Origin of the sequence: Planococcus rifietoensis, from assembly GCF_001465795.2 — a bacterium.
GTDB lineage: Bacteria > Bacillota > Bacilli > Bacillales_A > Planococcaceae > Planococcus > Planococcus rifietoensis.
In genome coordinates this window covers 3,387,287-3,400,322 of sequence record NZ_CP013659.2, presented here as the reverse complement: position 1 = coordinate 3,400,322, position 13,036 = coordinate 3,387,287, and the positions used below count along the sequence as shown (strand labels likewise).

Sequence of the window (13,036 nt, the reverse complement as noted above, 5' to 3'; positions counted from 1 at the left end):
CTTTCCATCGCTCAACTGTCATTTGTCAAACCAGTACTGATGGATTTTCTCAGCTACCTTGTCTTGGTCCACCTTGTATTCCCCGGAAGCCACCTGTGCTTTTAGCAGCTGTATTTTTTCCTGACGGGCGATATCCGCTTCCGTATTCTTCTCGAACATCGCCTTCGCCTCACTTGAAATTTGCAGATGGTCTTCCTGTTGAAGCGGGCGCGCCTTTTGAGCCGGCGTCACCTGCATTTGCTTTTGATAAGATTGTATAAAGGAAGAACTATTCGTTTTATCAATATTCATTCCTTCACCACCTCTTAGTTTTAGTTCTTCAGTCTCCAGTGCGCTTGGTTGCTGTTCGTCCAATCGCCATCTTCAGCCAGAATCTCGTTGGCGCTTCTCAAGAAATCCAACCGGCAGTCTTCACAGAGCATGTGCCGATGGATGATTTCTTTGCAATGGGAGCACGGATACCCAAGATTCGGATAATCGCCTGTCAAAATCCGTCCTTCCCGCAGAAACTCGGAAATCTTATGGACAGAGACGCCCGTGAATAAGTGGACATCTTCGAGAGACGCGTTTCGGTGTTCGTGCTCTTGCAAAAACATATAGACTTTTTTGAATGCCGTTTCATTCTCCTGATGGCATTTCAAGCAGCAAGCGATTTGATCACGCAGAAAGAGCGCTCCGCAGCTGGGGCAATTGTCCAGTTTCGGGGTTGTCAAATGGATCACCTAGTTTCTTATCGCAATCAGTTCTATGTTGTCCGGGACTATTCGATTTACTATCTATACTACTAATATCGGCCATTCTTGAAAAATGTTTAGCCTTTTTTTAAAAAACATTATTGCACTTTGAACTGCGTGACCAGTACCCGTTCGACTTTTCCTTTGCCGACCAGGTTTTCGAGCTGTGCTGTCATTTCGTCCTGCAGCAAGGTGATGCCTTCTGTGCCGACCAGCTGTTCTTTTTCCATGCCGGCCACAGTCGCAATTGCCGCTGCACGGACTTCCGCGTGGCGTGTTTCCATTTCTTCTTTTATTTTTTTATCTGCTGATAAAATATTAAACTGCACCACCGCATAAGATGCCGGCGTGGCGAGATTTGTTGTGATTTCTTCCGTGTCGATGCTCAGCTCGACCATTTCATCAGCTGTCAGCGGTGCATCTGCGTCCACATCTTTTTGCGTTAGGAGAAAATAGACCGCTCCTCCAGCGCCCAAAAGCGCCGCAATCAATAAAACTAACAATACTTTTTTCATCATCCACCTCTTACTCTTCGGTTTCCGGCTCATCCTTATAGGGAGAAATCAGCACTTCGACGCGGCGATTTTGCGCACGCCCCTCTTTTGTATCGTTCTCGGCAATCGGCTGATATTCGCTATAGCCGGTCGCGCTGAATTTTCTTGGGTCCAAGTCGCCGTTTTCCAGCAAAATCTTCATGAAATTGATGGCACGCGCTGAACTGAGTTCCCAATTCGAATCAAACTCGCCGCCAACTGCCGGCACGTTATCTGTATGGCCTTCAATGTAGATCATCCGCGGCGGGTCGCTGACGAGCAGCTCCGATAATTCACTCGCGATGGTACGCGCTTGCTCATCAATATTCGCGCTTCCGGATTGATACAAGACCCCTTCATTAATCGTCAGCATGAGCCCTTTATCGGTCAATTCCGTTTGAAGTTTCGGCGATAAGCCCTTTTCATCAATATATGATTCGATCTTCTCCTGGAATTCCCTCAGTTCCTGTAGGTCGCGCACGGCTTCCACTTCTTCCATCATTTCTTCGGTCATGCCTTCTTCTGGAATGATCGCAAACGGCGAAGTGTCGGTGTCCAATTCTACAGGCGCTGACTGGTCAAGCAGGCCGGTGCCTCCTTGCAATTCCACATTGAACGATTCGGAAATGGCCTTGAATTTCTTCGCATCGACTTCGCTTGCCGCAAACAGCACGATAAATAGTGCCAAGAGCAGCGTCAAGATATCGGCATACGGAATGAGCCAGGATTCGTCGACATGTTCCTCGTGCTTTTTTTTACGCTTCAACTTCAACACCACTCTGTTGTTCGTCTTCTAACACACGGTCTTTGGCCGGCAGATACGTCAAAAGTTTTTCTTCTACAGTTCGTGCAGGCAAGCCTTCTTGTACGGCAAGCAAGCCTTCAAGCATGATTTGTTTCACGCGCGCTTCCTTTTCGGATTTACGCTTTAATTTATTGGCGAATGGGTGCCACAGGACGTACCCTGTGAAAATCCCGAACAGCGTTGCAATAAATGCCGCGGAAATCGATTTTCCGAGCAATGCCACATCGTCCAAATGACCGAGTGCTGCGACGAGCCCGATAACCGCTCCAAGCACGCCGAGCGTCGGCGCGTATGTACCGGCTTGGGTGAATATTTTCGCTCCGAGTTCATGGCGGTCTTCCATTGCCGCGATGTCTTCTTCCATTAAGTCACGGATGTGCTCGAGCGATTGGCCATCGACGACCATTTTCAAGCCGCGCTGCAAAAATGGGTCTTCCACTTCTTCTGCACGCTCTTCCAAGGCGAGCAAGCCTTCTTTTCTTGCGACCATTGCCCAGCCGGTGAACATCGGGATCAGTTCTTTGATCGACAATGTTTTCTGTTCACCGAACAACACTTTGAACAGCCCCGGGATGCGCTTTACTTCGTCCATCGGAAAGGCGATCAAGATACAGGCAGCGGTGCCCATGAAAATGATGACCAATGCGGCTGGGTTATATAGTGCGGCCGGGCTGGACCCTTTCAAGGCCATACCGCCGACGAGCACAAGTACGCCCAAGATGATGCCTAACCAAGATGTCTTATCCACGTCCATACCTCATTTCACTTTGGATATTTGTTGAATTGAATAATTTGGGGAAATATATGGGGAATGAAGTCGCTACAGGCGGACGCTTTCGGGCCCACAGGATGTGGGTCATGCAGCTGGCGCGACAGGACGTCGCGTTGCCAGCTGCCAGGGCACGGCCTCAGCCGCTTCCCTCGCTCCGCTCAGTCCAGGGTCTTCGGCTCGCGCTATTCCCGCAGGAAACGAATCGTGCTTGACACGATTCGTTTGCGACGCAGTAGCGCAGCGATGCGGGAGCACAGTTTTGCCCTTAGCCGCCTTTCGCTCTTTTCAGCGCCGAAAATCCATTATGTTCTACATCTATTGACGGTAAATCAAAAGATGTCTACCTCCACATCTCAATACTTCAACCCAACATATCCCTTATTGTTTTGCTAATGCCATGGCTTGCTTCCAGGTGTTGCGCAGTTCTGTTAAGTCTGCGAGTACAGCGTCGAGTGCTGCTGCGTCGTTTTTCATATTCGCTTCCATGAGCGAGTTGTTTTGGTATTCATACAGCTGTTCGAGTTCTTTCGACAGCGCGATGTCCGGGTTCAAGGTGCTGCGCAGTTCCTGGATGATAGCTTGCGCTTTCAGCAGGTTTTTGTTCTTTTCTTCAAACTGTTTATCGAGCATCGCTTTTTTTGCGAGTTTGATGAACTTCAAGCAACCGTTATAGAGCATCAAGGTCAATTCTTCAGATGATGCGGTCATGACGGAATTTTGCTGGTAGGTCTGGTATGGATTGATCGTTGCCATTATAGTGCCCCTCTCTTACTTGCGTTGGTCGATAAATGAGCCGCCGCTCGTCGGTTGGCGGTAAGCGCCGGCATATTGCCCGGAGACTTTCCGCGCTTGGCCGAGCCGGGCCATCTGTGCGGCAAACTGTTCGTGCACCGTCTGCATGAGTGGCTGCAGCTGGATTTCTGTCTGCTGGATCTTGGCGATGATCGCTTGTTCGTCCGCCGCCCATTCGCTCGTTACTTGTTCAGCGAGCGCTTCGATTGTTTCTTGCCGGCTGTCGAACAACTCTTGAAGCCGTTCGAGTGGTACCAGTTCATTTTTATCCATATCTGAATCAATTAATTGTGCTTGTTCATAAATCGCTAGCGTCTGCGTCAGAAATTCGGTGAGCCCATCGATTCTTTTTTCCATTACATGCCTCCGAACATATTCTGCTGCATCCAAGCGCTTTGTGAATTCATTTTGCTGAGCGCTTTTTCCATCGCCGTGAACTGGCTCCAGTAACGGTCTTCGATGCTCGTCAAGCGGTCCTGCCAGCGCGTGATTTCCGTTTCCATGCGGCGCAGTTTTTTGGACATCGTGCTGTTGTCGACCGGACTCCCTAGGCTTCCCGCCTGTGTGCTCAGGTTTTTAACGATGTCGTTGAGCTTGTCATAGACCCGCGCACCGATGCCGTCGCCCGCTTCACTGCGGACAGTGAACAGGTTCATCACTTCATCCGGTTTTTCTGAAAGAACGGTCCTCAATTTATCTTCATCGATAAACAGCTTGCCGCCTTCACGATAGTCACCTGTATTAATGCCGATCTGTGACAATAAATTAATGCTGCCATCCCCGATACCACCGACTTTATCCATGAATTCACGGCGCAAATCCTGCAGCGCTGATTTCATAATTGGGTCATTGCGCAACAAGCCGCTGCGCGCTTTTTCTTCCCACAATTCAATTTCATTATCGCTCATGTCTTTTTTCTGTTCGTCCGAGAGCGGCTGGAAATCCGGATAGCGTTTTTCAACGATCTGCTTTTGCAAGTCTTCGATCGTCTTGTTGTACGCTTCTACAAAATCCTTGAGCATCTGTACCGGTTTTTCTGGATCTGACTGCACACGGACTTTTGTTGAAGTGCCTGGAGTTGTATCTGTTGCTACTGCATCGACCGAAAGCAATTGAACCGTCAATCCGTTAACAGTCGCCTTATTGCTTGTCAGTCCATTGACTGTGATGCCGTCAATTGTGATAGAACCGTCCGTTGCGGCTGTAGATGACATCGACGCTTGGGCGGTGCCAGTGATTTGGCGCCCGAGGTCTGTATTGTCAGCCGTGCCGTCCGCATTCTTGAACGAAAGCGTGAAATTCTGCGCTGAGCCGAGTTCTTTGGAAGAAATGAAAAAGCGTGAAGTTGTATCATCGAAGTTGACACGAAGAGCAGGCACACTACCTGCTGTCTTCTCCTGTAACAATTCCGCAACAGCTTTAAAGGTCATGTCTGCTTTAATATCCATATTAATATCTGTTCCACCACTAACATCTATGACGATTCTTCCTTCAACACCAATTGCGTCAGTAGATTTTGCTGCGCCACCAGCTGTTTTCTGGATCTGTGCTTCGGAAGTCATCTTTGCCGGTGTCGCAAGCGAATTGACTTTCACCTCGTAGTCTCCATTCATCGCTGTAGCCGTCGCTGTCACTTTCGCACTGCCGGACCCTGTCATTTCTGCGCTATAGGAATTGAAGCTCGATTGAAGTCGCAGGTTGCTGGCGCTCGTCCGCAGACTTGAGAACGCGAGATTCTGTTCGCGTGTCGCTTCTTGTTGCCACTCGGTCCAGACTTTTTGCTGCATCAGTTTATCTAAAGGCATTTTCTGTATTTGCATCATTTGTTTCACGATGGAGTCGGTGTCCATCCCGGAAGCTAATCCGCCGATCCTCATTGCGCTCATAGCTCGTTCACTCCTGTCTTATCGTTTTTCGTCAATCATCATGCCGGCGATTTCAGACATAGATGCGTACATGTCCAAAAACTTCCGATTCGGGATTTCCCGCAGTACTTCATCGGTTTTTGTATCGATCACTTGCACGTAATACACTTCCAATTGCTCGTGCAGCTGGAATTTAATATTGGTTTCAGTTGGTACTAAAAATTCGTTCATGACGGCGACTTTATCCGTCACCATTTCTTTCGTGATAGGTTGAGATGGTTCTTGGAATTGATTTTTTTCAGGAATTCCCGTTTGTTTTGCTACGATCGGATCTATTTTGCTGACCTCTTGAAGATGTGGCATTGATTGATTAGTGACTTCCATGACGACACTCCCCCGTCTTCTCAAATCGACCTAAAAAGCTCTCTATCTTTATTATCGGCAGGATCTTGGATTTTTTTAGTACAGAATCAAAAAAATAAGACAAGCCCATAAAGAGCCTGCCTTATCTTATGTGAGTTGCGTATAAAATTTGCTGACGCCTTGCGTCCAGTGGTTGTTGAGGCCGGTCGGATCGTTCGCCGCACCAACCGGAGCATACTTCGCGCCGATTTGCGCGATGCTTTCCTTGCCTTGGTTCAAGTAGTTCTGGCGCAAATTACGCGCCATGTCGTAAATGCTGTCCGCCACCGTCTCGTAGCTGCGGAGGCCATTTTTGCCCATCATGCCGGCGATATTGTTTTTCTCATTCGCCGCACGCGACGAGCCGTTTCCGGTTTCATGCACCGCAATCGCAGACAAAAGATTCGGGTCGATATCGTATTTCTTGCCGGCTTCGATGAAATGCACAGCGGTGCCGCTCAATTTCCCGGCGAGCTGTCCATCCAATTTCAAAAACTGGACTGGCCGGAATTTCAAATCGCTTTGATCTGCAGCGCTCGTCGCCACGTCTTTATGCTGCATCGTCAGATTCGCGACAGCCGGATTGTACGATGAACTTGCCGGTGCCATAAACGACAAGTTGTTTGCGGCGGGCGCTTGTTGCGTTGGCATTTGCTGTGACTGCATTTGCTGGACATTCTCCAGCATCGCCGCCATCAACAACATCATAAACGACCCCGGCCCTGCCATCCCGGGCATTTGGCTATTCGCCGCTCCGCTTCCATTTGTTGCTGACGACTGCTGAAGCGAACTCATCGCCGACTGAAACAGCCAATTTGAATTGATCGGCCCCATCATACTCTTCCACACCTTCCGTTTCCATTTATTCGTTTAGTTTACAAGAAGATGCAAGATAATAGAATAGGCGGATTGGGGGTAGGCTGGATATAGAGTAGTTTTATTTGGAATAAAAGCTGTGACTTTTTACTGTCTTTTGTGTAGAAAAGAAGCTTCAAGATAGAAGCTTCTATTTCAAAGATATTTATTTAGCTAGCTCAGCCCTTCAAATCGACCGATCCGCCAATATGCGGCTGCACCGATTGTTCAAGCATCTTAACAACACTCGCGCTATTCGTTTCTGCCTGATCCATCGCTTTTTTCGTTACGAGTACGCTCGCTTCTTGCCGGACATTCATCTGGCTGAGCGACATCGATAAAGCGGCGATATCCATATGAACTCCCCCTTGTGAACTTACTTATAAAAAAAGGAGCCTAGAATCAGGCTCCTTTTGGTGTTTAAAATTAACGCAGCAATTGAAGAACTTGCTGTGGTGCTTGGTTGGCTTGCTTTGCCGCTATGTCTTTCGATCATAGAATAGACTATATCTTCACCCTCATTTTCGAGGGGCTGGGCACTTCGAACGGCGCTTGCCGCCCTACGGATTTCATCGCCATAGCCTTCGCCTTAGACGGTCTATCCTAGTCGTTGAACCTTCCCCAGAGTTTCCTCACAGGAGCTTGGCTGCTGATTATCCATTGGTGCATCCCCGTCATTTTCAGACCGTTACGCCGACCGTTTCCAGTTACGTTGTGGTTGATGGGGCTTTAGGAAGTTCCAGCAATTCACCCAGTTATACTCTAACCCGTTACCCGGTTAGACGCCCTAAAATCAATTATCTCAACAGCTGTAATACTGATTGAGTCATTTGATTGGATTGAGCCAGCATTGCTTGTGACGCTTGTGCAAGAATTGAGTTCTTTGTTTGTTCCATCATTTCTTTCGCCATGTCAACGTCACGGATACGTGATTCCGCAGCTGTTAGGTTTTCAGAAGATGTGTTCAAGTTGTTGATTGTGTGCTCCAAACGATTTTGGCTTGCACCAAGTTTTGAGCGTTCAGAAGACACTGATTCAATTGCATCATTAATTGTTGTAATTGCAGTATTGGCAGCTTCCTGAGTAGAAACGTTAATTCCAGCTACACCTTTAGCTCCATCTGCAAATTCAGCTTCTGCTGAGGCTACTAGATTAGCACCATTATAGTAACCCGCTACTGTTGCTTCTTTCGCTGCGATTGTTCCTGTAGCATCTGCAGCAAGTTCAGCACTTTCTAATACCAATTCCCCACCATTGTAGTAACCTGCCGGTGTTCCAGCACCTGTGTCAGCATCCTGATATGCTCCTAATTCAACTCCATCTGCATCGTTTATTACTGAGTTCCCAGAAGTACCCGCTGCTATATATGCTATAGCTTCTTGGGCTTCTCCTGATCGCCAAGTAGCAGTTGCTTCAGCTCCGCCAACACCATTGTAAGTGATAGTGCTTCCATCTGCACTTGCAGTATAGTTAGTACCTACTTGCAAAGCTTCAGAACGCATATCACCGATTGAGATAGAAAGGTTTTGACCAGAGTTTGCACCAATTTGGAAAGTTGCTTTAAAATCTCCATTTAGCAAATCTTTCGTGTTGAATGCAGTATCGTTACCAATTCTTGTGATCTCAGAAGCCAATTCCGTTACTTCTTTTTGGATTTCGCTACGATCTGTATCTGTGTTTGTATCGTTGGCAGATTGAACTGCTAGTTCACGCATACGCTGAAGAATATCTTGAGTTTCATTCAAGGTACCTTCTGCAGTTTGAATCAACGAGATACCGTCTTGTGCGTTTGTTGAAGCCTGCTCTAGTCCGCGAATCTGCCCACGCATTTTCTCAGAAATTGTAAGTCCAGCTGCATCATCTTTCGCGCTGTTGATGCGAAGTCCTGAAGACAATTTCTCCATGCTGTCCATTTGTGCGCTTTGAGCTGTGCCCATTTGGCGGTGCGTGTTAAGTGCTGCGATGTTGTGATTGATAATCATTGTGTATTACCTCCGTGTAATGTTTTTTGTTTTTTTGCAAGCGCCCAAATCCGTTTGGACTGCCTTACACTCTATTTATCGGTAAGCGTTTTAAAATGTTTAGCTTTTTTCTAAAAATTTCTAAAAACTTTTTGAAATCGATTTACTTTAGTATGTGAATTTTAGGAAGCAAGTAAAAAACCTAAAGCAAGCTCAGTTTCGAGCTTACTCTAGGTTTTATTTTTTCATTTTCAAAAAATCACTAATATCAATAACATTCGAAACTGCATTCTTGTTCTCTTCCTGAATTTCTAAATAAATCTCTTTCCGGTGGATCGGAATTTCCTTCGGTGCGGAAATCCCCAGTTTGATGAGGTCGCCTTCGATGGAAGTAACCGTGATTTCGATATTATCGTCGATGACGATCGATTCACCGACTTTGCGTCCGAGTACGAGCATTCCTTACACCTGCCTTGCCGCTTGTTGGAACAGCGGATGTTTCACTTGGTAGTTCGGGTTGTTCAGGACGATTTGCTTGCCGAGCTGTTGTTTATTATTGATGACGACCGGCGCTTTCAAGTTCGCCGTCGCGTCACCAATTTGTTTGTTCGGCGTGACGGTCACCAAAACGATCGCATCGGCCGGATCTTCCAGTTTCAATTGCCCGGTTAACGCGTCATCGAGCTTTACTTCATAATCCGGCAAAAAGACGAACGGGTCCGCCATAAAGAAGCTGATCGCCGCGTGTTCTGTGGACTGAAGGAAAAAGAACGGCGAGTCGCCAGCAGGGTCTGCCGGAAGTAAGACAAATTTCGTCTCCTCTTCAAATCCTGGGATGCCGCGCTCGAATGTGAGCAAACGATTGGCTTCGAGTTCGAGCTCGCCAAATTGTTCGGTATGGATTTTCATAGCTGACTTCCTTTCTGTATGAACCTGATTTAGACTACTTCTTTATGAACCATTTCTTGCATGCGCAAACGCACCAAAGCTTGCTCGCCTGTAACGCCTTTCAGTTCAGCGATAAACGGCTCGACCAATAAGCCTTGTGTATCGACTAGTGCCGCAACATCCGGCTGTTCGAGCAACTCTTGGCTCAGGATCACTTCGCCTGCGTCGCCCTGGCCTTGCACACGCGCCGCCAAATTGACGGTGCGGCCGAAATAATCGAGCCGGTCGTTCGAATTGACGGCAATCGCCGGTCCGCTGAACAGACCGAGCCTTAGTAGCAGTGTATCATTTGTCTGTTCGTTAAAGGCATCCAGTTTTTGTTGTATCGCAAGCGCTGCCCTCACGCCATCCGAAGGTTTTGAGAACACCGCCATGACCGCGTCGCCGATCGTCTTGACGACGCTGCCGGAATTTTGCTTAATGTGTTCGGTCAAAAAATCGAAATGGCCGCGCACGCGTCCGTAGGCATTGGCGTCTCCCGCTTCTTCGTACAATGCAGTCGAGCCCTTCAGATCCGTGAAGAGGATCGTTACCTGGCCGATGGCGATTTTCTGCCCCGGCGCCAGCACTTCCGACGAAAACAAATCGCGGAATTCCTGCATGGCGGTCACTTTCGCCGCCGTCACCGTGTCTTTGCTCCAGTCGGCATTTTCCAGCGCGACGACAATGTCTTTTTCGCTGTCGTTGATGACGGAAATGTTCGATGCTTCCCGAGCTTCCTCTATCCATCCCGCTTCCGTATAACGGAACGAACCCTTCTGCTCGACTGGCACTTGATCATTTTTTTGCAGCACGCGCAAGCGCATTGACGCCTGATCCGCTAGCAAAAATTCCGCATGATCTCCCGGATGCAGAATGCGCTGTGCTTTAATATGCGGCGTTATCACCGGGCCGCCGACGCAATACACTTCTGCATAGGCTTGGCGGACGTTCGGATGCACCGCGAATTGCAGCTCGACGGATTGGTCGAAGTTCACATCGTACAAGACGCCGCACAAGTCGCAATGGAATTGCTGCTCGAGGTCGGACAAGCTGCGGTGGTCATCTTTGGACACGCGGCAATTTGGGCAAATGACGTGCCAGCTCATGTCCGAGAGTCCGGTTTTCGTTGCGTACAACAAGCCCCTCAACACTTGCTCACTGTCCATCTCCCAACGTTTCGCGAGTTGACTTGGCACCAATTGCGCCGCGTCTTGGTCGCTGCTTTCAGTGAGATGCGCTTTTAGCTGCGCAATAAATTCCTCTGCGACTGGATAAGCGCGCAAATCATTCGACAGCCGTTCGAGTTCGGCATGGTTCACTTTCGGTACGGCCGGTTTCGCTAGTTTGGATGACTGTGCATCCAGGTGGGCGTTCTCCATATACAGCATAATTTTTTTGACCGCCGGCAGCCCAGTTGTTTGGATAGCCGGATAAGCGAGTACATTTCGCGGTGCAAATTCGGCCGTTAAGCGGACTTTCGTTTGCATGCCTCCAGTTGCTGCATCGGACAACTCTACTTTCAATTTATAATACAATAGCGGGCCCGATAAATACCTTCGCTCGACCGCGTAATACTCCTGTTCCTGCCATTCGAACGGAAACTCCTGCCATTTCATCGGCACAAGCCCCATCACTTTCGCTGCCGCTTCCCGGTAAAACACGCCGCTGGTTTCCGTTTTCGCCTGTCCGAATGCTACGGGGAACAAGCTGATCGCATCATTCATCCGGTTATTGTCGGCGAGCAGCTGCCACGCCATTTTACGGTCAATGGGAAATTCCTGTTCCAGTATGTAGACTTTCGGTTTCAATTTCATCATCGTTCACTCCTATGTCAATGCGATCGCCAAAGCCAGAAACAATAGGTGGAAAATCTGGTCCGCGACAATCGTGAGCCATCTGCTTTCGGATCCTGTGGTCATTTGGATGCGCTTGACCCAAAACTGGACAAAGCGCCGCCGGTCAAGCGCGATATGGCTGAAGAAGACGAGCGCAATCGCCGGTAGCGACAAGCCGCCTGCAAATAAACCGAACAACGCGATGACCGCCGTGTACACCGACACATGCGCCAGCAGCGGCAGCCACTGGGTCGCTTTGTGTTTCGCCATCCACGAAGTCTGCAACAAAAAATCGCCGACCAAGTGGCCCAGCAGTAAATAATCAAACATGCTCATATCCGGTATCTCCGCTCTGTTTTATACGTGCTTAAATCGTAATCGCATTCTTCTAAGATCGAGATCATCGCATCGACCAATTCCGCTTCGAACAACTCACCTCGGCAGCGCAAGAGTTCTTCTGCGCTTTCTTGTGGAGTGAACCCTTTGCTATACGGCCGGACAGTGGTCATCGCATCAAAGGTATCCGCGACGCCGACAATGCGCGCGAACAGCGGGATCGCATCACCTTGGAGCCCTTCCGGATAGCCGCTGCCGTTCAGGCGCTCATGGTGGGATTTCGCCGTTTCCACCGCTCGCTCCATCGCATGCCGCGGCTCCATGTTCGCGAGAATTCCCGCGCCGATTACCGTATGCTGTTGGATGGCGCTGAATTCCTCTTTCGTTAAGCGGCCCGGTTTTTGGAGCAAGTCATCGCGGATGCCGATTTTCCCGATATCGTGCAATAGCGCCGCTTTATACAGCTCTTCGCATTCGGAAGGCGCCATGCCGATTTTCTGCGCAATCCATAAGGCGTAATTCGCGACGCGCCCCGAATGCCCGGCCGTGTAAGGGTCGCGCGCATCGAGCAGCGTCGCGAGCGTGCGGATCATGCTGATGAGCATGCGGTTGAGCTCATCGTACATTTGGCTATTGTGCAGCGCGAGCGCAGATTGATGCGCCAGCGCTTCTGCTAGGCGCAGGTCTTGTTCGGTAAAAAATTCGCCGTCCCGCTTATTAAGCAATTGCAAAGAGCCGAGCAATTGGCTTTTAACAATCAACGGCACTGTCAGGAGAGAACTTGTCATGAAGCCGCTCTCCTGGTCAATCCGTTCGTTCCAATCGGCATGCCGCGTGACGTCTTCAATGCGTTCAGCCTGGCCGCTTTCGAGCACTTTCCATACGACGCCTTGCCCTCTCGGCACTTTCACATCGAGAATCTCTTCAGCTGCCGCACCGAATGCGGACACGGCCTGCAAGTGCTGCCCATCTGTATCCGCAATCCACAAAGTGCCAGCTCCCGCTCCGATGACGTGCATCATCTGCTGCAGAATGTTATCGAATACTTTATCCTGCTCAAGATGGGAATTGAGCTCTTTCGATGCATCCCATAACGCCATCAACTCCTGGATGCGCTGTTCCAATTGTTCGGTTTCATTCATGAAGGGCCTCCGCTATAAGTTTTTACTTTGAAATCAAGATGAATTATTTATTCCAAACGATAGCTTATTATTAC

At 49.0% G+C, this 13,036-nt stretch carries 17 protein-coding genes; all 17 read right to left on the bottom strand.

Annotated elements, in window-relative coordinates; all coding sequences use genetic code 11:
* Window positions 1-18 precede the first annotated feature (18 nt).
* The 17 genes from flgM to AUC31_RS16870 all read right to left on the bottom strand — a co-directional run bounded on the left by flgM (window position 19) and on the right by AUC31_RS16870 (window position 12,962).
* On the bottom strand, window positions 19-291 hold the full coding sequence (flgM, locus tag AUC31_RS16950; protein WP_058382090.1) for a flagellar biosynthesis anti-sigma factor FlgM: 273 nt from the start codon (window positions 289-291) through the stop codon (window positions 19-21).
* Between the two features lie 20 nt (window positions 292-311).
* Entirely contained in the window at window positions 312-713 is a 402-nt protein-coding gene (locus AUC31_RS16945; protein WP_058382091.1) for a hypothetical protein, read from the bottom strand.
* Window positions 714-832: 119 nt separating this feature from the next.
* On the bottom strand, window positions 833-1,249 hold the full coding sequence (locus AUC31_RS16940) for a flagellar basal body-associated FliL family protein (RefSeq protein ID WP_237150658.1): 417 nt from the start codon (window positions 1,247-1,249) through the stop codon (window positions 833-835).
* A gap of 10 nt (window positions 1,250-1,259) precedes the next feature.
* Window positions 1,260-2,033: a flagellar motor protein MotB gene (gene motB / locus AUC31_RS16935; protein WP_083509253.1), complete on the bottom strand. Its 774-nt coding sequence runs from the start codon at window positions 2,031-2,033 to the stop codon at window positions 1,260-1,262.
* Window positions 2,023-2,820 (bottom strand): flagellar motor stator protein MotA, encoded by a 798-nt coding sequence (motA, locus tag AUC31_RS16930; protein WP_058382093.1) that lies wholly within the window; start codon window positions 2,818-2,820, stop codon window positions 2,023-2,025. The genes motB and motA overlap by 11 nt, the downstream gene beginning before the upstream one ends.
* A gap of 402 nt (window positions 2,821-3,222) precedes the next feature.
* Window positions 3,223-3,597 carry a flagellar export chaperone FliS gene (fliS, locus tag AUC31_RS16920; protein WP_058382094.1) on the bottom strand — a complete coding sequence of 125 codons (375 nt, stop codon included), beginning with the start codon at window positions 3,595-3,597 and terminating at the stop codon, window positions 3,223-3,225.
* A gap of 15 nt (window positions 3,598-3,612) precedes the next feature.
* Window positions 3,613-3,993, bottom strand: a complete 381-nt coding sequence (locus AUC31_RS16915; protein ID WP_058382095.1) for a hypothetical protein — start codon at window positions 3,991-3,993, stop codon at window positions 3,613-3,615.
* Window positions 3,993-5,522 carry a flagellar filament capping protein FliD gene (fliD, locus tag AUC31_RS16910; protein ID WP_237150656.1) on the bottom strand — a complete coding sequence of 510 codons (1,530 nt, stop codon included), beginning with the start codon at window positions 5,520-5,522 and terminating at the stop codon, window positions 3,993-3,995. The genes AUC31_RS16915 and fliD overlap by 1 nt, the downstream gene beginning before the upstream one ends.
* Window positions 5,523-5,540: 18 nt before the next feature.
* Window positions 5,541-5,885, bottom strand: a complete 345-nt coding sequence (gene flaG, locus AUC31_RS16905) for a flagellar protein FlaG (protein WP_058382096.1) — start codon at window positions 5,883-5,885, stop codon at window positions 5,541-5,543.
* A 126-nt stretch (window positions 5,886-6,011) separates the two neighbouring features.
* On the bottom strand, window positions 6,012-6,740 hold the full coding sequence (locus AUC31_RS16900; protein WP_058382097.1) for a glucosaminidase domain-containing protein: 729 nt from the start codon (window positions 6,738-6,740) through the stop codon (window positions 6,012-6,014).
* A 197-nt stretch (window positions 6,741-6,937) separates the two neighbouring features.
* The gene (locus AUC31_RS17595; protein WP_083509212.1) at window positions 6,938-7,114 is read right to left on the bottom strand and encodes a YjfB family protein; all 177 of its coding nucleotides are present in this window, start codon (window positions 7,112-7,114) and stop codon (window positions 6,938-6,940) included.
* A gap of 441 nt (window positions 7,115-7,555) precedes the next feature.
* Complete coding sequence (locus AUC31_RS16895; RefSeq protein WP_058382098.1) at window positions 7,556-8,740, bottom strand: flagellin N-terminal helical domain-containing protein; 1,185 nt, start codon at window positions 8,738-8,740, stop codon at window positions 7,556-7,558.
* A 216-nt stretch (window positions 8,741-8,956) separates the two neighbouring features.
* Window positions 8,957-9,178 carry a carbon storage regulator CsrA gene (gene csrA, locus AUC31_RS16890; protein WP_058382099.1) on the bottom strand — a complete coding sequence of 74 codons (222 nt, stop codon included), beginning with the start codon at window positions 9,176-9,178 and terminating at the stop codon, window positions 8,957-8,959.
* A 3-nt stretch (window positions 9,179-9,181) separates the two neighbouring features.
* Complete coding sequence (gene fliW, locus AUC31_RS16885) at window positions 9,182-9,628, bottom strand: flagellar assembly protein FliW (protein WP_058382100.1); 447 nt, start codon at window positions 9,626-9,628, stop codon at window positions 9,182-9,184.
* A 29-nt stretch (window positions 9,629-9,657) separates the two neighbouring features.
* A complete protein-coding gene (locus tag AUC31_RS16880; RefSeq protein ID WP_237150655.1) occupies window positions 9,658-11,466 on the bottom strand; it encodes an adenylate/guanylate cyclase domain-containing protein in 1,809 nt (602 codons plus the stop codon).
* 9 nt (window positions 11,467-11,475) lie between these two features.
* Window positions 11,476-11,820 carry a DUF3307 domain-containing protein gene (locus tag AUC31_RS16875; protein ID WP_058382102.1) on the bottom strand — a complete coding sequence of 115 codons (345 nt, stop codon included), beginning with the start codon at window positions 11,818-11,820 and terminating at the stop codon, window positions 11,476-11,478.
* Window positions 11,817-12,962, bottom strand: coding sequence for a GAF and HD-GYP domain-containing protein (locus AUC31_RS16870; RefSeq protein ID WP_058382103.1), 1,146 nt, complete (start codon window positions 12,960-12,962; stop codon window positions 11,817-11,819). The genes AUC31_RS16875 and AUC31_RS16870 overlap by 4 nt, the downstream gene beginning before the upstream one ends.
* Window positions 12,963-13,036 lie beyond the last annotated feature (74 nt).

Bases quoted from the DNA above. Each gene is read 5' to 3' on its own strand.
- flgM (WP_058382090.1), bottom strand. From the start codon at position 291: ATGAATATTGATAAAACGAATAGTTCTTCCTTTATACAATCTTATCAA.
- AUC31_RS16940 (WP_237150658.1), bottom strand. From the start codon at position 1,249: ATGAAAAAAGTATTGTTAGTTTTATTGATTGCGGCGCTTTTGGGCGCT.
- fliS (WP_058382094.1), bottom strand. From the start codon at position 3,597: ATGGCAACGATCAATCCATACCAGACCTACCAGCAAAATTCCGTCATG.
- AUC31_RS16915 (WP_058382095.1), bottom strand. From the start codon at position 3,993: ATGGAAAAAAGAATCGATGGGCTCACCGAATTTCTGACGCAGACGCTA.
- fliD (WP_237150656.1), bottom strand. From the start codon at position 5,522: ATGAGCGCAATGAGGATCGGCGGATTAGCTTCCGGGATGGACACCGAC.
- flaG (WP_058382096.1), bottom strand. From the start codon at position 5,885: ATGGAAGTCACTAATCAATCAATGCCACATCTTCAAGAGGTCAGCAAA.
- AUC31_RS16900 (WP_058382097.1), bottom strand. From the start codon at position 6,740: ATGATGGGGCCGATCAATTCAAATTGGCTGTTTCAGTCGGCGATGAGT.
- AUC31_RS17595 (WP_083509212.1), bottom strand. From the start codon at position 7,114: ATGGATATCGCCGCTTTATCGATGTCGCTCAGCCAGATGAATGTCCGG.
- AUC31_RS16895 (WP_058382098.1), bottom strand. From the start codon at position 8,740: ATGATTATCAATCACAACATCGCAGCACTTAACACGCACCGCCAAATG.
- csrA (WP_058382099.1), bottom strand. From the start codon at position 9,178: ATGCTCGTACTCGGACGCAAAGTCGGTGAATCGATCGTCATCGACGAT.
- fliW (WP_058382100.1), bottom strand. From the start codon at position 9,628: ATGAAAATCCATACCGAACAATTTGGCGAGCTCGAACTCGAAGCCAAT.
- AUC31_RS16880 (WP_237150655.1), bottom strand. From the start codon at position 11,466: ATGATGAAATTGAAACCGAAAGTCTACATACTGGAACAGGAATTTCCC.
- AUC31_RS16875 (WP_058382102.1), bottom strand. From the start codon at position 11,820: ATGAGCATGTTTGATTATTTACTGCTGGGCCACTTGGTCGGCGATTTT.
- AUC31_RS16870 (WP_058382103.1), bottom strand. From the start codon at position 12,962: ATGAATGAAACCGAACAATTGGAACAGCGCATCCAGGAGTTGATGGCG.